Raw genomic sequence first — 18956 nt, 5'->3', positions numbered from 1 at the left:
TTTTCAGCACGTGAAACACGCAGAAAAGTCATTTAATAGGTATGAAAATCAACACGTGCGTATCTTAATCAATACAGCCTAAATCCATTATAAACAAAGGCTTAGCCTATTTTTTAACCAGAACGGTACTCACATTTCCTCAACATTTCGTTAGCTTATTTTGATCTTTAGCCAATTTGCAGTAGTATATATTCACAACTGGTCAGATGAGCGGATGAGTACAATGAGTATCAGAACAAGTCTTAAAAAAGTTTTACCCCCAATTTCGATTACCGAGCAAGAAGCGCTCGACGCGGGTGACGTGTGGATTGAATCGTCTATTTACCGCGGTAAACCTGACATGCAGGTGCTGCGCAATATTCCTAAGGCGACGTTAACCGCTGATGAACAGGCATTTTTAGATGGCCCTGTTAAGCAGTTGCTGTCTATGGTTGACGATTTTGAATTGCAAAACAGCGATCATATTCCGCAAAACGTATTAAATTTTCTAGGCGAGAATAAATTTTTCTCGATGATCATTCCCAAGAAATTTGGTGGCCTAGAGTTCAGCGCGTACGCTAACTCGACCATCGTTGCAACGATTGCAGCAAAAAGCGGTGCGATTGCAGTAACCGTCATGGTGCCTAACTCATTAGGCCCGGGTGAGCTATTGATGCACTACGGCACTGAAGAGCAGCAAAATTACTGGTTGCCACGTCTCGCGGTCGGTCAGGATATCCCTTGTTTTGCATTAACTAGCCCAGAAGCTGGGTCAGACGCAGGTTCAATTCCTGACGCCGCGATTGTCACCAAAGGTGAGTGGAATGGTGAAGAAGTTGTTGGGCTGTCTGTCACATGGGACAAGCGCTACATTACGCTTGCGCCGATTGCTACCGTATTGGGTCTAGCCTTTAAAGTATTTGATCCCGACGGTTTGCTGGGTGATAAAGTAGAACGTGGCATTACCTGTGCGTTGTTGCCAAAGTCGCATCCAGGGGTTGAGTTAGGTAACCGCCACGATCCGATGGGCGTGCGTTTCTATAACGGAACAACACGCGGTAATAACGTTTTCATTCCAATGGATTTCATCATTGGTGGTGAAAAGAACATTGGTCGTGGTTGGCAGATGCTCGTGAGCTGCCTTGGCGCAGGTCGCGGTATTTCATTGCCAGCAATGGGTGTTGCTTCTGCACAATCAGCCTTTAAATCGACTGCGGAATATTCTTTCGTGCGTGAACAGTTCGGTGTTCCAATTGGCCGTTTTGAAGGGATCCAAGACAAACTGGCAGACATCGCTGGTAAAACCTTTTTGCTTGAATCGATGCGTGTTTTGACGACTGAAGCATTGAGCTTGGGCTTAAAGCCGTCTGTGATTACAGCGATTGCTAAGTATCACATGACTGAGCTAGGTCGCGACGTATTGAACTCAGCCATGGATGTTCAGGCAGGTAAAGCGATTCAGCGTGGTCCACAAAACACGCTGGCTAACGGTTACTCGGCTCTGCCGATTGCGATCACCGTTGAGGGCGCTAATATCTTAACGCGGTCATTGATGATTTTTGGTCAGGGCGCCATGCGCTGTCATCCGCACCTGAAAGAAATGGTTGATTTGATCCACAGCGATGACAAATCAGCGGATGCTGCCTTTAACAAGGTATTGGCAAAAACGGTTAAGTTCAGTGTCAAGAATGCGCTACGCAGTAAGGTCAATGCGTACCTACCGTTCTTACGCAGCACCGAATCGGCGCTTCCGGAAGTACGTCCGTATGAAAAACGTTTGAATGCGCTGTCTGCCAAATTAGCACCTTTAGCGGATTTATCGCTTCTGGTTCTGGGCGGCGATTTGAAAAAAGCTGAATTACTGTCTGCGCGTTTAGGCGACATGATGAGCTACTTGTACGGTGCCATGGCAGCTATTCGTTTTTACGAGCAGCGTGTTGAAGACCGTAAATTGGCGCAGCCGTACTTTGAATATGCAATCCAGTGGTCGCTCCAGCAGGCTGAACAAGCTTTGGTGAACTTCGTGAGTAACTTCCCGAATACGCCAACGCGTTGGCTGATGCGCGCACTCACCAACACGTATACGTCGTCAGTATCGCAAATTTCTGACGATCTCGTGCGTGAACTGGCAACCGCGTCATTGCAGGATAACTCGATTAAAGCGCAGCTAACGCACCTCGTTGTGACTGAGCCGGGTGACGGCAATGATATCAATGAGCAGGCATTTAAAGCCAAGCATGCAGTGATGCCATTGTTAAGCAAAGTTCAAAAAGCATTGCGTAAAGCGCCAGTTGTTCCTTTCGTTTCATTTGAAAATGCAGTGAACAAGCTACTTGAGCAAGGCAAAATTACACCAGATGAGCACAGTAAGTTACTCAGCTACGATGCTAAGCGTAAACTGTCGGTGCGAGTTGATGAGTTTGATTTTGATTTGAACTTACTTTCAGTGGAAGAAACTGAGCCAACACAGACTGCTAGTGCTGCCTAGTTAAAAAACTTGCGTGCCTGACATCAGGCACGATGCAAAGTATCAAACATCCGACATCAGCCATGGTGTCGGATGTTTTTTTATTTAGGCTCTGAGTTATCCCGGCGAGTTATTCTAAGCGAATCTCTCAACGCCGGATTTCGACAAAGGGTCATTTGCAGTATACTGCGCTGAGTCAGTTTTCACTCGGGTTCGCCATTGATGGCTCAACTTTACTTTTACTACTCTGCCATGAACGCGGGTAAGTCCACATCTTTGCTGCAGTCTGCATACAACTATAAAGAGCGAGGTATGCACACGCTGATTTACACCGCAGCGTTTGATGATCGCTATGGAATAGGAAAGGTCAGCAGTCGTATCGGCTTGCATGCCGAAGCTCAGCTGTTTTCTGACGCGATCAACTTGTTCGAGGATATTCAACAACATCATGCTCAACAACCCATCGATTGCATTTTTATCGATGAATCTCAATTTCTGACTAAAGCACAAGTTCGTCAGTTGATTGACGTGGTGGATGATCTCGATATTCCCGTTCTAGCCTATGGCTTGCGTACCGATTTCGCCGGTGAAACCTTTGATGGCAGTCATTACTTACTGGCGTGGGCAGACAAGCTGTTTGAATTGAAAACCGTCTGTCATTGTGGCCGCAAAGCCACCTTTGTCGTGCGATGGGATGAACATGGCAACGCCGTGCGTGCCGGCGCCCAAGTTGAGATTGGCGGTAATGATCGATATGAATCAATGTGCCGCAAACACTTTAAAGAACTCATCTGGGATTGATTCGCTGCCGTGGTCGTTCAGCGAGACAATACGGATTGAAAAAACGCGTTAAGGTCATTTGCCACCGGTAATCCCGCCGGATTTGCCCAACTCAGTGCAGCTACAGTACCGGCATGGCCTCCGCCCTCATAGATAATGGTTTTGACGGTGCCATCATGCTGCTTAATGGCCGATTCCAGCTTGCGCAGGTTAGTAATATGCACGGTTTCATCATTATTAGAGTACATCAATAGCATCGGCGGTTCGTCGCCCGAAATAAAGGTGGTCACCGCCATTTCAGGGTAGCGTTCAGGTGGACCAAACATGTCTTTCAAATCATCTTCCTTGGGCTCAAAGTCGTACGGCCCGGCCATACCGGCAAAGCCGGAAATTCGATGACTACTGATATCATGAGCTTCTAGGTAAGCGGGATTGGCAGTGACCAGTGCCGCAATGTGAGCGCCGGAGGAATGTCCTGTGAGGAACACTTCGCCGTTACCACCGTACTGGCCGGTTTGTTCAAAGGCCCACGCCACTGCCTTTGCCGCATCTTCGACAAAGGTTGGAAATTTGACCTCAGGGTAAAGCCGAGTATTTGGAATGACTACCACATAACCCATTTCAGCCAGACGAGTACCCACAAACTGGTACTGAGACTTATCGCCAAAAGTCCAGCGACCGCCGTGGAAAAAGACCACTACCGGAAATTCGCGGTTGTCGAGATCCTGCTTCGCTGGCACAAACATGTCTAATGTTTGACGGGGCATATCACCATAGGCGATATCTTCAACAATTTCACCATCAAACCCAAGCGTTGCTGTGTTGGCTGTGGTGAACAACACCTTGGCACATCCGCTCATCAAAACTATACACGCAACAAGTCCAATTAATTTCACGCTGGCAATATCCTATTTGCTGATTCAGTTAATGTTTACCGTTGAAAGGCTCGAAGAGTTCAATCGCCGTTGAATTTGTTAGCGGTGTGGATTTGCCTTACGCCTACCTGCTCGCACGATTGATTTAGTGCGCTGCGCATCATGACGAGCAACTGTAATGGCTGACGCCCCCTCTTTCTGCAAATTTATCAGGCTGACGCTGATAATATTTATCATCAATCGCCTGACCTTGTTGCGCATAGGGTTGCGTGAGCATTTTTTGCAAGTCATGAATGAGTCCATAATCGCCTGCCTGCGCCTGCTCGTAAGCCGGTACAATAAACCATTCTCGCCAAGTGTACCTTGGATTGACAGCAGTCATACTGCGCGAGACGGCGTCGATATCTGTGTGTTTCTGCAGCTTTTGTCTCCAGTCGGAAAACCACGCCTGCCATTGCCTGTATAGGCTTTCTTCTGGCTGGCGATAAAAACTGCGACGAATGCCGTCCACACTCTCGGGCAACTGTGAAAGCTCGCTGAAAAACAACGTGAAATCTACCGGCGTTTCGGTCATTAGTTTCAAAAGCTGCATAAATAAAGGACTGTCATACTCAGCAAGACCCAGTTTAGATGCCCACATGGCCTGCAATTTCTTCTCCATCACAGTGGCAAACGTTTGGTGGGTTTCCTTAAGTTGTGCAACGCACTGCTCATCATGCGCAAGCAGTGGCATCAGGGCACTCAGAAAACTGGCAAAATTACGTTCCGCGGCCTGCGGCTGATTTAAAAATGAAAAATGCTGTCCGCCACCGATCCACGGCTGATAGAACGGGTCAAACCGTTCACAAAAACCAAATGGGCCATAGTCAAGCGTAAACCCGCCTGCTGCACAATTGTCACTGTTAAAATTGCCCTGACAATAACCGACCCGCAACCAACCAGTTACCAGGCTGGTAAGACGATCACAAAACACTTCGGCGAGCTGCAACACCTGTGATGTGAAAGGTTGTTGTCTGTCAATGTCGTTAGCGTACTCGCGCTCAATGAGATGCGAAACAATCATTCGCAGTTCGGGTAACGCTTCGGCGTGCGCGTTGCGCCTTACCCGGCGAGCGAAAAGTTCAAGCTGCCCCACCCGCAAAAAAGAGGGCGCGACACGGGTGGTGATGGCAACAGGGTTAGACACCATGACTTCCGGCTCAGCGCTGGTGGAATTGTCGATATACCATGGACGGTCCACTCGCTCAGATCCAGACACAAAGAGGCTCAACGAACGGGAGGTTGGCACGCCCAGGGCATGCATATGCTCCTGAGCCAGAAACTCCCTGACGCTCGAGCGGAGCACGGCGCGGCCATCGGCTCCCCGACAGTAAGGAGTGGGGCCGGCGCCTTTGAGCTGCATTTCCCAGCGTTTTCCCTGCCGCAGTACTTCAAGCACAGAGATTGCCCGACCGTCGCCATACCCGTTGCCGGTCCGAAACGGGCATTGCTGATCATACTCAGTGCCATAAATTGACAGTGCGTAGCCGGTGGCCCAGCCAGTCGGGCGTATTGGATCGGGAAGATTGTTCAAATCCCCTGAAAAAAGTTGCATAAACTGTGGCGACCGAGCGAGATCATCATCCAGCCCCAGTTCTGCAAACAATTTCTGGCTGTGCGTCACATATTGTGGATCCGCGATCGGTGTCGGCGTAACTGGCACATAGTGGCCTGACGTTACCTGACGGGGACGGTGGTCATTGCCTGCGCTATCGGCCTCAGGATCCGGACGAAGCGTTTTTATCAACGAATAATCCGCGCTGGCGGCAAGATCGTCAAATGAAGCCTGAGAAGCAGCCATTGGGTGTCCCTCTTTAATGTGAAATAGTAAACGTGGGGGTAAAACTGTCCGGTTAAAGTGACCAACGCGATTATTTTTAATACGTTTGACTGCATTGCGGGTCGTGTCCTTTTTACATTGCCACTGTGTCACAGGGGTGCTCTTCAAAAAACAGGTTTTGAATACCAATCTATTGATAAAGGTTATTTAACTCGATATTTTCTATAGGTTACTCTTATACCGTACAACATCATGAGTGAGGCGGGTATGGATTTCAGTTACAGTGCGCGTTGCCAGGATTATCTGGCACAGGTGAAACATTTCTTGGCCGAATACATCGAGCCTATAGAGAATGATGTTTACACCTTTATGCATGAAAATAACAACCATGGCGATTGGCGAACGTGGCAATTGCACCCTGAGGTTGAAGCACTGAAAAACAAAGCCAAGTCGGCGGGTTTATGGAATCTATTTTTGCCAGACGATAAACTCGCCCCCGGTTTAACCTGCCTTGAGTACGCGCCACTGGCGGAACAAATGGGCCGCTGTTTGTTTGCCCCCGAAATTTTCAATTGCAATGCGCCAGACACCGGCAACATGGAAGTGTTGTATCACTTCGGCAGCGAAGAACAGCAGCGACGTTGGCTAACGCCGTTATTGAATGGTGAGATCCGTTCGGTATTCGGGATGACTGAGCCAGATGTGGCATCTTCTGACGCCACCAATATGCAGGCACGTATTGAGATTAGCGATGACGACATTGTGATTAATGGCCGCAAATGGTGGTCAACTGGCCTGGGGCATCCAAACGCCAAATTTACCATCTTCATGGGCTTATCCAATCCCGAAAATGATCGGCATAGTCAACACAGTATGGTGATTGTGCCGCTTGATACCGCTGGTATAACAATCAATCGTATGCTTACTGCCTACGGCGATTTTGATGCACCCTATGGTCATGGAGAGATGACCTTCGATAATGTCAGGGTGCCTCGCGATCACTTATTGGTTGGCCCGGGTAAGGGCTTTGCCATTGCTCAGGGAAGATTGGGCCCCGGCCGCATTCACCACTGCATGCGTGCCATTGGAATGGCGGAAAAGTCGCTTGAATTAGCGGTTAAACGTGGGCTCGAACGGGTTGCGTTTGGAAAGCCACTGGTCAAGCTCGGCGGTAACGCTGAGCGTATCGCCGATGCGCGTATGTTGATTGAGCAAGCCCGTTTGCTCACCCTGAATGCCGCATGGAAAATTGATAACCTAGGGGTAAAAAACGCCATGGTGGACATTTCAGCCATTAAAGTGGTTGTGCCGAATATGCTACAACAGGTGGTAGACATGGCGGTACAAATGCATGGGGGTGCAGGCATGTGCAACGACTTCCCATTAGCTCGGTTTGCCGCCGGTGCACGAGCACTGCGATTGGCAGATGGGCCAGACGAAGTACACAGAGCCATGGTGACCCGATTGGAACTGAAACGCTATGAATCCTAAGCGCCTGCGACAGAATATTGTGATCACGGGTGCCAGTTCTGGTCTGGGTAAAGGCATGGCGATTGAGTTCGCTAAAATGGGACGCAACTTGGGCTTGTGCGCGCGCCGAGTTGACCGCCTTGAATACCTCAAGGACGAATTGTTACGTATTAACCCGAACATTAGTGTGGTGATTAAAGCCTTGGATGTTGATGACCATGATGCAGTGTTTAACTGCGTTAGCGAGTTCGCCGAGGAAATGGGCGGTATCGACCGCTTTATCGTTAATGCTGGTATGGGTAAAGGAGCCTCGGTGGGTACGGGGTACTTTCATGCCAATAAGCAAACCGCCGTGACTAATTTTGTTTCTGCACTGGCGCAGTGTGAAGCCGCTGTGGCCATTTTTCGCGCTCAAAATAGTGGGCATCTGGTCACTGTCTCCTCAATTTCTGCCGTTCGCGGCTTTCGTCGCGCACTGACTGTCTATGCGGCAACCAAATCTGCACTAACCACCCTGACCGAAGGTATCCGCATCGACTTGCGCAAAACACCGATTACCGTTTCGACCGTGCATCCTGGATTTATTCGCAGTGAAATTAACGAGAAAGTTGAAAAAGTGCCTTTTATGGTGGATACCGAAACCGGTTGCAAGGCCATCGTCGCGGCGATAGAAAAGGAGGGTGCGAATAGCTATGTGCCACGCTGGCCTTGGGCATTGCTGGTACGAATGATGAAAATAGCGCCGTTGTCTCTGCTAGCGAAAATGAGCTGATGCAAGGGTCTGCGCTGTCTGAGATCATACTGCCACTGGTGCTGGCACTGATCATGTTTGGCATGGGCCTGAGCCTGACCCGCACCGACTTTGTACGTCTGTTTAAATTACCGATGCCAGTATTCGCTGGCTTGTTTGGCCAGCTGATTGCCCTACCATTGCTCGCATTTTGCTTAGTGCTTGTGCTGTCTTTACCCGCACATCTGGCGATTGGTATTATGGTGCTGTCAGCCTGCCCCGGCGGCACCACGTCAAATCTGATCAGTCACATTGCCAGAGCCAATCTCGCGCTTTCTATCTCACTCACTGCCATTACTACGGTTATTTGTGTCTTTACCACCCCCTTGATCATTCGATTTGCTCTGGGCTATTTTGAGGTCGAGAGTTCACATTTTTCATTATTGAATACGACCTTGGGATTAATCGCTATTTCATTGTTTCCAGTCATGCTGGGATTATGGATTCGACACAAAGCTGACTATCTGGCACAGCGCCTTGAGCCAGTGTTCAGGCATCTCGCGGTAATATTTATGCTGTTGTTAATTGTGGGTATTGCATGGCAGGAGCGCGACATGATGATAGCGTCATTCCCAGATGTCTTCGTGCTGACCTTTGCACTGAATGTGCTTGCTACCGTCTTAGGCGTTGCAATCGCGAAGCTGGTTGTGCTCTCACGACGAGACGCCGTGACGCTCGGTATTGAAATCGGCACGCAGAATGCGTCAATGGCAATACTGATCACACTCGCTTTTCTAAACGAACCAAGCTACGCCATCGCCTGTGGGGTTTATGGCGTAACGATGTACATCGGTGCATTTGCGCTCGTGTGGTGGAACAAGCTTCGCGACAACGCCATGGCGTCGCAATAACGCATTGCCTACCCCGCTGCGATCTCACGTTTATCATCAGCAAACAGTTGGCGAAGTTCTTCGCGGCCCTGCTCACTGTTTTTAATTAACTCCGGCAGCGACATATCATCTTCAATCGCCTTGCGTAACAGTTTAGCGTCATGTTCGGCGAAAACGCGCGCCATGTAATCAGTTTGCCCTTCGGTATAGCCTATCGCCCCCAAGACCTGTTTTGAGGCAACGATGGCACTTTCAAAGACTTCACGCACGCACACTTCAATGCCCGCACGCGCAAGTTGCATTGCGTGGGTTCGGTTCCTGGCGCGGGCAATAATTCTAACCTCTGGATAGGCATCGCTGACCAGCGTTGCTAACCGAGTGGTAGCATCGGCGTCATCAATGGCAATTAACAAGGTGCGAGCGTGCTGAATACCCGCCGTGCGCAGCAAGTCCAAACGTGTCGCATCCCCGTAGAACACTTTATTGCCGAACTGGCTTACAAATTCTATATGTTCAGCATCTTTATCCATGGCGGTGAAGGCAATGCTATTGGCTGCCAGAATACGGCCGGTGATCTGACCGAAGCGACCGAATCCAGCGATTAATACCTGTGGTTCAGGTGAATCGCTGTGCGAGTCGTACACGGCAGGACAATTTCGGCTGTTATACGACAGGCTATACAAAATCACCAAGGGCGATGTGAGCGCCATCGACAGACCCACTACCAGATTAACCATCGCGGCAATCTCGGCGTCGAGTACCTGTGAACTGACCGCCAGAGTCATCACCACGAAAGCAAATTCCCCCCCTTGCGATAACATCAGGGATACCCGCATGCTGTCGGTTTTGCTTTGCTTATTGGCTTTGAGAACCGCAAAAATCACTGCCGTTTTAATCGCGACCAGTGCCACAGTTGCGGCGAAAATATGCACGGGTTTCTCTACCAACAGTTGCAGGTTGAGGTTCATGCCAATAGCGATAAAAAATAAGCCTAGCAATAAGCCTTTGAACGGTTCGATTTCCGTTTCTAGTTGATGCTTGAACGATGAGTCTGCCAACAGGATTCCCGCAATAAAAGCGCCCATGCCCATCGATAAACCAGCATGCTGCATGGCGACGGCGGTCAATAGAACGATCAATAAGGCCGCTGCGGTCATCACCTCGGTACTGCCATAGCGCGATACGATCCGCAGAAAAGGGTTGATTAAAAACCGGCCAGCAATAAGCACACCCAAGACCGCCAATACGGCAACCCACCAAGGTGCCTGATCCAACGCCTCAATCGGTGACAAGCTTGCCACCAGCAACAATATCGGAATAACCGCCACATCCTGCATCAACAGAATAGAGAACCCTTGCTGACCGGGAGGCGTGTGCAGAATACGCTGTTCGTTCATTAGCTGGATGGCAAACGCCGTGGAAGATAAAGCGACCGCCAGGCCTATCACCATCGACACCTGCCAGCTAAAGCCTAGCCAATAAATGATACCGCCCAATAAAAGTGTGCTGCCAATCAATTGCGAGCCACCGCTAAAAACAATGTGGTTGCGCATCCGCCACAACGTTTTCGGCTCAAGCTCTAACCCGATCACGAAGAGTAGCAACACCACGCCCATCTCGGCGAAATGCAAAATCGTTTCCGGATCACTAATGGCATTCAATGCGAAGGGGCCAATTACAATACCCGCCACTAAGTAGCCTAAAATAGCGCCGAGCTTAAGCCGTTTGAACAGAGGCACTGCCACCACCGTCGCGGCGAGAAAAACTAATGTTGAACCAATTAGGGTCATTTGCAATATCCATTAGACGCGTGGCAATGTATTTGCGCAGCTGAAAATGTAGTATAACTGCTTCACGAGGTGCTGTCAGAAATGCTAGCTCGTGAAATATACGGAATGTTTTTGATTAATGGAGCAATGCCCTTGAATAACCGTCAATTCCCTGCACACGGCGACGTGCGCTTACATATTGAAGGCCGACTGTTAGTGATTGAAGGTTATGGCCCAGCCAATCTAGAAGCGGTGTTGTATTATCAGCGCAGCGTACAAGGCTTCCGAAATCAGTTGAACAGTGGGCCGTGGGCGAGCCTTGTGCTCTTGCGGGAGGAGCCGTTGTTAGTACCTGAGGCCAAAAACCTGCTGATATCTTCCATTCAACGCGCCACGCAACAAAACTTGGTTGCCACCGCAGTAGTAATACAAGACACCCAATATGAAAGCACGGTCAGAATGTTCTGGGAGTCAATCTATGCGCAGGTTGATTTAACGCAGGCATTCTTTGAGCAAGAGGCAGACGCTCGCGCGTGGCTTCAGCGCCATATCGATATTGCAAGCAATGGCGTGAGCATTAGCAAATAAATACCCTATTCTCGCGACGGTGCGCCGGCTGAACTCATATCGAGTTATAGACTGATATTCGCCAAAGGGCACCGAAAGGTGACAGCGCGCCATCACGACACTCAGCTACCCGTTGAAATCAGTACAAAAGGAAGACCAATGTAGCTGCAATGACGACGGTCGTATGCGCTGCTGACAAAGAACTGAGTCGCCTCACTGGCTTGAGTGATCACTTCATATCCTGTCTGCTGCCAAGTCAACTGTTTTGAACTGCCGCACCATGTGCGAGTTTGGTTGCGCCACTCCCCGTCGTCAAGTAAACGTAGCTTTTTCCGAGAATCGGCTTTCTCTCCTGCTAGAGAGAATCGCCACTCGCCGCTGGCGAGATCACGTTGAGCCGTTGAACCGCTGGCGAGGTAATGAGACAGACCCGAAAGCTGCCGTTGAGATAATCTGAAATCTGCTGTATGAGCTTCGCCATATTGACCACTTGCTCGGTCAAGCATAAACACCCCGTTTTCACCGACAACGCGTAAACGCGTTTTATCAGCATCAAACCCAACCATGAGCGCAGTCGTTTCGTCCACACCGAAACCAAACTGCAATCCCGTTTCGGCAATCAGTACAGCTAGCCGTGCTTCTCTGTCTCGTTCTGAAAAATGGGTATCTACCACGCCGAGCGAGAAAAGGCCGCTGCCGCCCTGAGCACGATAGGTCAGATCGCCTGGCAGTAACCTATCATTACAATCAGTGCACTCACTGCGAATACTGGGCGCTTGCTGCGCAAACGCGCCGCGCTGCATTGCCCCCTGACTGTCACCACTACTGATCATTGGGACGGGACGATTCGCATGAAACCCACCACTCTGTACAGCAGTACCTGCGCTGGTGCCGCCTACAATGAGTTCCTGCGCTAGCATCCGACGATGGATAATCTGTAAAGATTCACTCGCTTGACCGGAAGGCGTCAACAAAGCGGCCAGCGTGCGGCTTTGGTCGCCGCCATTGAAAAACACACCCTCAACATTCGACAAAATATCGTGCAATAACGCTGGCTGACGACAGTATTGCTGTTGTAGCGCGGTGCGTAGCGGGTAGATACGCTCTCGGTCAAAACTATCACTGCGTTGGCGTAACGCAGCCAGACGCGAGCAACCTTTCGCGCCTGCTTGCTCCAAAAATCGAGCTTGTTGAAAGGTCGCATCAAGCGGCAGCCATACCACGTCAGCTCCCAGCGAAGAAAAAGCTGACAGATAAAAATCGGCTGATTCAAAAGGGTCGCGTGACGAGGCTGTCACAATGGCTATGCGGGGTAACGCACCATTTTTCGTACGCAGTTTGGCCTGATCGACAAACTGTCGATAGACTGATTGTGCTGCCAAACTTGTGTTCCAGTTGACGTTTGCTCGTTCTTGCTTGCGAAGTCCTCCTTCACCGTGCTGCTTAACTTCATGCGTATCTAATAAGGCGAAATATAATGTGTCGGGCAGCGCTCGTACTTGGTCACTATCCAATCCGGCATCACTGAGTTCGGCGAAAAACTGCTGCTGACTGAGTGTCGCAATTTCGCGTGTTGAACCGTTATCCTGCGCTGCATAAGCGGTCGCTAAAACTGCATTAAGTTGCGCAACCTGTGCACTGTGTTGCGACTCAGATGACAAGGCCTGAGTCAATCGCGCGGCCGCATCCGGCGAAATTTCGTACAACAAACCGTTCAAATCGTTATCATTGAAATCATTTTGTTGACAATTTTTTAACGACAAACTGGAGCATGTTTTCAAAGAGCCGCCCGCCAGCATCATATCATAACGTTCAATGTGACCGGGGATCGGTTGAGCGGAAACCTTTAAAACACAAAAGGTTACACTTAAAAACCATACCAGAGTAAAGAAGATTGAGCGCGAAATTCGCGCCGATGAGCGATTGAGATACATCATTTTAGACACTATTGACCGAATTGACTTTTTTTTACCCTAGTGGTACCAAAGAAGAGTTGTCAATCGCTTTGTTTTTATTAAACTGTCATAGCAACGCGTATTGAAATGAATAAAACCGCATTTGGCGTTTTAGGAAGAATATGTTGAAAAAAGCCGCCAATCTTGGCGCCTATCGTTATCAAAATTATTATTTGTCGGAGTGGTTCGACGAATAAAATCTACCTGTCTATTTTACTGTCCGACTCGCAGCTTTCTGGCTGCTCACGCGGCAGCATTCTATTGCTTTCATTTGTACCAATAAAAATATAATAACAGCAAGTTAATCCGCCAGCGTTTGCGGATCAGTGTGAGGAAAAAACCATGAAAATTAATCCACTCGCGTATGCAGTGTGCGCCGCTTTGACGGCGTTTGCCCCATCGGTATTCGCTCAATCAGCACAGAATACACAAACGGAAGAAGAGAGCATTGAGGTGATTAACGTTACCGGCTCGCTCATCAAAGGCGTCGATGTCGCTGGTGCGCAACCGCTCACGGTGATCACCGCAGAAGATATTGCCAAAACCGGTGCGAATACTATCGCCGACCTAATGCGTACGATCAGCCAGACTCGCGGCGGCGTTGGCAGCTTTACCACTGCGCAAAGCGGCGCCACCTCTACCTCTACCCCTCCAGGTCAGGCAGCAGCATCACTGCGTGGTGTCGGGCCATCATCCACATTGACGCTGGTCAATGGCCGCCGAATTGCTGCTAGTTCCTTTGCATCCGGTACAGAAAACTTTGTCGATATCAACAGTATTCCAGCCTCGGCGATTGAACGGATCGACATTCTCGCCAATGGCGCGAGTGCAACCTACGGTGCCGATGCGGTGGCAGGTGTAATCAATTACGTGCTTCGCGACGATTACGAGGGCCTTGAGCTTAGCGCGAACTATGAAAATACGTTTGATTCTCCTGATGATGGTAAAGTGGGCTTTCAAGTACTCTGGGGTACTGAGGTGGGTGACGGGAATCTAACGGTATTTGCTGATTATTATGATCGCCAACCTAGCCGCGCCATCGATAGAGCGCTTACCCGTGACCCTATTTTGCAAAGCAACTACTCTTACCTACCGAAGAACACGCCCAATATTTATTTTTTCTCCGCACGTGACGGAAATGAGATTGGTAACCCTGAATGTGCGACGCCATTAGTGACGACTGAATTCGGCGAGCAAATTTGTGCGTATTACGCTAATCAGGATGATTATTTAGAAACGCCGCTGGAAACCCTGTCGGCAGGCTTTAGTTTTGTGCAGGAGTATGAAGACCTTACCTGGAAAACCGACGTGTTTTACAGCCATGCGGATTCAACCTCTTATTCGACGCCTGCACCGATAAACCAGATTAATGATGATGAAGGCCCGTTCGTTGATGAGTCTGCGTTATTTATTTTCGATGAGGCGACTCAAGATGAACTGTTTGACAACCTGTTTATCGACCCATTCTTCACGCAAGCAGGGCAACGACTATTTGGCTTTGGCTATGACGCTCGCTTCTCCGATCCACGCACCGTCGAAGTTGAGACAGATTCCTTCCGTTTGGTCTCGGCACTGAGTGGCGTGATTGGCGACTGGGACTGGGAATCAGCCGTGCTTCTCTCGCGTTCTGAAAGTTCCCAAACGGCCGTGGCTGGCATCTATAATCGCTACCAATACACTGCCGCCGCTGACGGTGAACTGTGTAGTGACGGTTCCATTGCGAATTACAACCCCGATACAGACACCTTAAGCTGCGCAGGTGGAAGCTTGCTGCCTATGTACAATCCGTTTTTGGTGGGTGATGACGCCAATGATGCCGTTTTAGCACAAGCGCAAGCCCGGCCAACGCGCGAAGGTGAAAGTACCGTGTACGGATGGGATATTCGTGCCAGCGGCGACCTCATGGAATTTAATGACCGCATGATCCGCGCCGCCGTGGGCGCAGAAGTGCGCCGTGAAGAGATTACGGATATTCCGTCTGAAGATTCGCGAGCTCGGGTCGAAAACGGCTACTTGGTTGACGTATTTGGCTTTGGTTCCAGTTTGTCGGAAGCGGATCGTACACAATACGGGGCGTTTGCTGAATTTAACGTGCCATTGACCGAAGCGGTTGAAATGAGCCTCGCAGGCCGTTTTGATGATTACAATGACTTCGGTAGCAGCTTTAACCCCAAAGTGGGTCTGACGTATCGCCCCGTCGAGGAACTGGTCTTACGCGCATCCTGGTCTACCGCATTCAGAGCGCCGTCATTGACGCAGGCCGGTGTAAAACTGCGTACTACTCGCGCCTCGTTTGATTGTTCTGCTAATCAAGCCGTGGCTGATTTGTACTGTGAAGGAGATGGTTCAGTACGTGGGAACAATGTGCTTGAGCTGGGCAACCCAGCGCTACGCGCAGAGGAGTCAGAGAGCATTTCGGCAGGATTTGTGTGGAGCCCGACGAAAAACACCGATATTAAAGTAGATTATTGGCAGTTTGAACATGACGATTTGGTTGATACCAACATGACCGGCGTACTGGCAGCGGCGATTAACGATGCAAGTTTACGCCATTGTGGTCTGGTACCCGATGGCGAGATTGGTATTTCTTATGATCCGGCAGTCTGTACCGTGACCGATAACAATGGTCTGTTCATTGATGAAGAAGGCGCTAATTTAACTGAAATCCTAGAAGCCTTTAACGAGACTGGTATTTCACGTTTTGAAGAAATCCCCTTGTTCCGCGACCACGTGCTCTTACTCGACAACACGGGTACTCAAGATGTTAGCGGTATCGATTTCGACTTTTTCCACCAAATCGAGTTTGACAGCGGAAACTTGGAACTGGCGTTAAATGGTACGCATTACCTGAAGTATGAGCGCAACAAACCGGGTTCTGATGAAATTGAAGAACTGATCGGCCAGTTTAGCTACCCGGAAACGATTGCAACGGCAGAAATTTTCTGGGATACCGAAGATTGGTATGTTGGCGCTTATGTATTTTACACCGACGGCTATCAGGATGATATTGAACGCCTACGCGGACGTAACATTGATGAACTTAATGATTTAGGCGTACTCGATGCAAACGAAGAGCGTGACGTTTCCTCATGGACCACCGTACGATTAAGCGCAGGCTATTATTTCGAGAACGCGACCTTACGCTTCGCCGTAGATAATGTATTTGATCGCGATCCACCGGTTGCCTATGGTTCGGGCCGCGGGTATGACTCGTTCAATAGTAATCCTTACGGGGCTATTTACTCCGTGTCAGTAGACTACTTCTTCTAACGAAGCCGTCTGTCTGCGCCGGTGCGCCAATGAGCGCATCGGTGCAGCCGTTTTTTTTGCTACCCACCGTTTCTGTACTTCGCCGATACCGGTACACTACTTCGCCGATACCGGTACACTGTGCTATGGCGATAATTTGTACTCTGCTTCCTCTTTAGTGATTAGGTAACCTTTATGCAGCCCAATAATCTCAGCAGTAAAATGCCCGACGCTTTTGTCATTCTGTTTTTCGTCATTGTGTTGGCGGCAGCACTTTCGTATGCCGTGCCACCCGGTCAGTTCGAATTGGAATCGGTTACCAAAGTAGTTGATGGGCAAACGCAAACACGCGAGCTGATCAAAGAAGACAGTTTTCGGTACGCCAGCGACAATGCTCAAGGCGTGAGTCTATTTGCAGCAGGCGGCGACATTGGCATGCTCAACTATGCATTTGAGGGTTTGGTGTCCGGCGATAAATGGGGCTCGGCCGTTGGCGTTGTGGCATTTATTCTGATTGTTGGCGGCGCGTTTGGGATTATCATGGCGTCAGGCGCTATCAACAACGGGGTGCTCGCACTGATTGCACGCTTTCAGAGAGCAGACAACGTCATTCTACCGCTGCTGTTTCTCTTATTCGCACTCGGTGGTGCTATTTTTGGCATGGGTGAAGAGGCGATCGCTTTCTGCATTGTGCTGGTACCGCTTTTTATTGCACTGGGCTATGACAGCATTACTGCCGTGCTAGTCACCTATGTGGCGACTCAAATTGGCTTTGCCACCAGTTGGATGAACCCGTTCTCCGTTGCCATCGCCCAAGGTATAGCGGATGTTCCATTAATGTCAGGGCAAGGCTTTCGAATGGCTGCCTGGTGCTTGTTTACCGCACTCGGGCTTGGTTTTACCCTCTGGTATGCCAAAAAGATTAAGCGCACCCCCAGCGCGTCGTTGAGTCACACGACCGATGCCTATTTTCGCGATAAACAAACGGCGATTGATGCAACCTTCAGTCGAGTCGACAGCGCGATTTTGCTCACGTTCTTTGCGGGGATCGCGTGGGTTATTTGGGGCGTTACAGCACATCAATACTATATTCCTGAAATCGCCAGCCAATTTTTCGCGCTCGGCATTGCCGTTGCGGCCATTGGTAAACTCACTGGGCGCATGAGCTTAAATCAGGCGTCGGCTGCGTTCCAACAGGGAGCGAAAGACTTGTTACCGGCAGCGCTTATTGTCGGCATGGCGAAAGGCATTGTGTTGATCCTGGGAGGCGATAACGTGGCTACGCCGTCTGTACTGAATACGCTGCTATTCCATGCCAGCGAAGCCATTGGTGGCTTTAATGCTACGGTGAGCGCCCTATTTATGCTTGGATTTCAAAGTGTATTTAACTTCTTTGTCGCGTCAGGTTCGGGGCAGGCTGCCATCACGATGCCGTTAATGGCGCCATTAGGCGATTTAGTTGGCGTGACACGGCAAACCGCTGTACTGGCCTTTCAACTCGGTGATGGGCTAACCAATATTATCATTCCTACCTCGGCATCGCTGATCGGTTGCTTAGGCGTCGCACGGGTGGACTGGTCGGTTTGGATCCGCTTCGTATGGCCGTTGGCGCTGCTGCTCGGCAGCGCCGCAGCGGCAACCGTTGTGGTTGCCGTGCTAATCAATTTTAGCTAGAACTGATAGGACACACCAAATGAGAAAAGGTCAACATCATCATTCTCAAACATGAATCGCTCCCATTCCAACACCAGTTGAATGTCGTCATCGAGGACGATGTTTGCCCCTAATCCGACGTACAGGTCTGTGCCGCTGTCATCAGAAAAATTGTTCACCGACGTATCCGCGAATACGTCGAGTGAATCAAAATCGCCATTCCAGAAGTACGCGCCAGCACGCGCATGCAGATACCAGTCTTCCTGACGTAAGAATTGATACAGCACGCTCGCTGTGAAGCCCTGAGCTGAGGTTGGATGTAATGCAGAGGTGAGATCAAAAAAACCATCTGGATTATTAGTTTCAGCACTAAACGCCGCAGACACTTCGCCTAAATCGGTGTAACCAACCTCAACCATCCAGTTTTCTGAAAGCGCCGTGCCCACGGCAAACTTTCCGCCAACGCGCCCATCGTCAACATCAATATCAAATACGTTAAAGCCGAGATCCTGCGCCCCTTGTGCAATATCGCCTTCGCTTAGGCCACCTGTCACATAACCAACAGATAGGACTACGTACCAATGCTCAAAGAAACATGCACTGCTATCACTGCGAGTTTGCTGTGCAGCCACACAAGCGGTTTTTCCTGCCAGCCCGTAACCACTCTCAGACTGCTGCGCATGTGCTGGCAATGCAAATGCAGCGCCCAATAAACCTGCACTCAGTGCCAGTTGATTAAATGAAAATTTCATT

Annotated in this window: 13 protein-coding genes; 8 read left to right on the top strand and 5 right to left on the bottom strand. The window is 49.8% G+C overall.

The features are described from left to right. Positions 1-163: 163 nt before the first annotated feature. The gene (locus KIU71_RS04405; RefSeq protein WP_315853245.1) at positions 164-2467 is read left to right on the top strand and encodes an acyl-CoA dehydrogenase; all 2304 of its coding nucleotides are present in this window, start codon (positions 164-166) and stop codon (positions 2465-2467) included. A gap of 201 nt (positions 2468-2668) precedes the next feature. Continuing rightward, positions 2669-3247 carry a thymidine kinase gene (locus KIU71_RS04400; protein WP_214129966.1) on the top strand — a complete coding sequence of 193 codons (579 nt, stop codon included), beginning with the start codon at positions 2669-2671 and terminating at the stop codon, positions 3245-3247. A 17-nt stretch (positions 3248-3264) separates the two neighbouring features. Here KIU71_RS04400 and KIU71_RS04395 read toward each other — a convergent pair whose 3' ends face one another. Beyond that, a complete protein-coding gene (locus tag KIU71_RS04395) occupies positions 3265-4122 on the bottom strand; it encodes an alpha/beta hydrolase (RefSeq protein WP_214129965.1) in 858 nt (285 codons plus the stop codon). 139 nt (positions 4123-4261) lie between these two features. Beyond that, positions 4262-5941, bottom strand: coding sequence for a protein adenylyltransferase SelO (locus KIU71_RS04390; RefSeq protein WP_214129964.1), 1680 nt, complete (start codon positions 5939-5941; stop codon positions 4262-4264). Between the two features lie 246 nt (positions 5942-6187). Between KIU71_RS04390 and KIU71_RS04385 the strand changes: the two genes are divergently transcribed. Genes KIU71_RS04385 through KIU71_RS04375 form a run of 3 tightly spaced genes read left to right on the top strand, consistent with a single transcriptional unit; the run spans position 6188 to position 9031 of the window. Continuing rightward, positions 6188-7411, top strand: coding sequence for an acyl-CoA dehydrogenase family protein (locus KIU71_RS04385; RefSeq protein ID WP_214129963.1), 1224 nt, complete (start codon positions 6188-6190; stop codon positions 7409-7411). After that, positions 7401-8162 (top strand): SDR family oxidoreductase, encoded by a 762-nt coding sequence (locus KIU71_RS04380; protein ID WP_214129962.1) that lies wholly within the window; start codon positions 7401-7403, stop codon positions 8160-8162. Before KIU71_RS04385 ends, KIU71_RS04380 begins: the two co-directional genes overlap by 11 nt. Further along, positions 8162-9031 (top strand): bile acid:sodium symporter family protein, encoded by an 870-nt coding sequence (locus KIU71_RS04375; RefSeq protein ID WP_214129961.1) that lies wholly within the window; start codon positions 8162-8164, stop codon positions 9029-9031. The genes KIU71_RS04380 and KIU71_RS04375 overlap by 1 nt, the downstream gene beginning before the upstream one ends. A gap of 8 nt (positions 9032-9039) precedes the next feature. On the opposite strand, the gene KIU71_RS04370 is transcribed toward KIU71_RS04375, so the two are convergent. Next, complete coding sequence (locus KIU71_RS04370) at positions 9040-10800, bottom strand: monovalent cation:proton antiporter-2 (CPA2) family protein (RefSeq protein WP_214129960.1); 1761 nt, start codon at positions 10798-10800, stop codon at positions 9040-9042. A 132-nt stretch (positions 10801-10932) separates the two neighbouring features. On the opposite strand from KIU71_RS04370, the gene KIU71_RS04365 reads away from it, so the two are divergent. Further along, positions 10933-11367 carry a hypothetical protein gene (locus tag KIU71_RS04365; RefSeq protein ID WP_214129959.1) on the top strand — a complete coding sequence of 145 codons (435 nt, stop codon included), beginning with the start codon at positions 10933-10935 and terminating at the stop codon, positions 11365-11367. A gap of 101 nt (positions 11368-11468) precedes the next feature. Here the strand turns inward: KIU71_RS04365 and KIU71_RS04360 are convergent, their stop codons facing one another. Continuing rightward, complete coding sequence (locus KIU71_RS04360; RefSeq protein ID WP_214129958.1) at positions 11469-13283, bottom strand: cyanophycinase; 1815 nt, start codon at positions 13281-13283, stop codon at positions 11469-11471. A gap of 360 nt (positions 13284-13643) precedes the next feature. On the opposite strand from KIU71_RS04360, the gene KIU71_RS04355 reads away from it, so the two are divergent. Beyond that, the gene (locus tag KIU71_RS04355) at positions 13644-16571 is read left to right on the top strand and encodes a TonB-dependent receptor domain-containing protein (RefSeq protein ID WP_214129957.1); all 2928 of its coding nucleotides are present in this window, start codon (positions 13644-13646) and stop codon (positions 16569-16571) included. Positions 16572-16745: 174 nt separating this feature from the next. Continuing rightward, on the top strand, positions 16746-18224 hold the full coding sequence (gene yfcC / locus KIU71_RS04350) for a putative basic amino acid antiporter YfcC (protein WP_214129956.1): 1479 nt from the start codon (positions 16746-16748) through the stop codon (positions 18222-18224). Here the strand turns inward: yfcC and KIU71_RS04345 are convergent. Further along, on the bottom strand, positions 18221-18955 hold the full coding sequence (locus KIU71_RS04345) for an outer membrane beta-barrel protein (protein WP_214129955.1): 735 nt from the start codon (positions 18953-18955) through the stop codon (positions 18221-18223). The genes yfcC and KIU71_RS04345 overlap by 4 nt on opposite strands. Position 18956: the final 1 nt, after the last annotated feature.

The organism is Alteromonas oceanisediminis (assembly GCF_018474025.1).
Taxonomy (GTDB): domain Bacteria; phylum Pseudomonadota; class Gammaproteobacteria; order Enterobacterales; family Alteromonadaceae; genus Alteromonas_E; species Alteromonas_E oceanisediminis.
The sequence above is the reverse complement of the archived record's forward strand: the minus strand, read 5'-3'. Positions and strand labels throughout refer to the sequence as shown.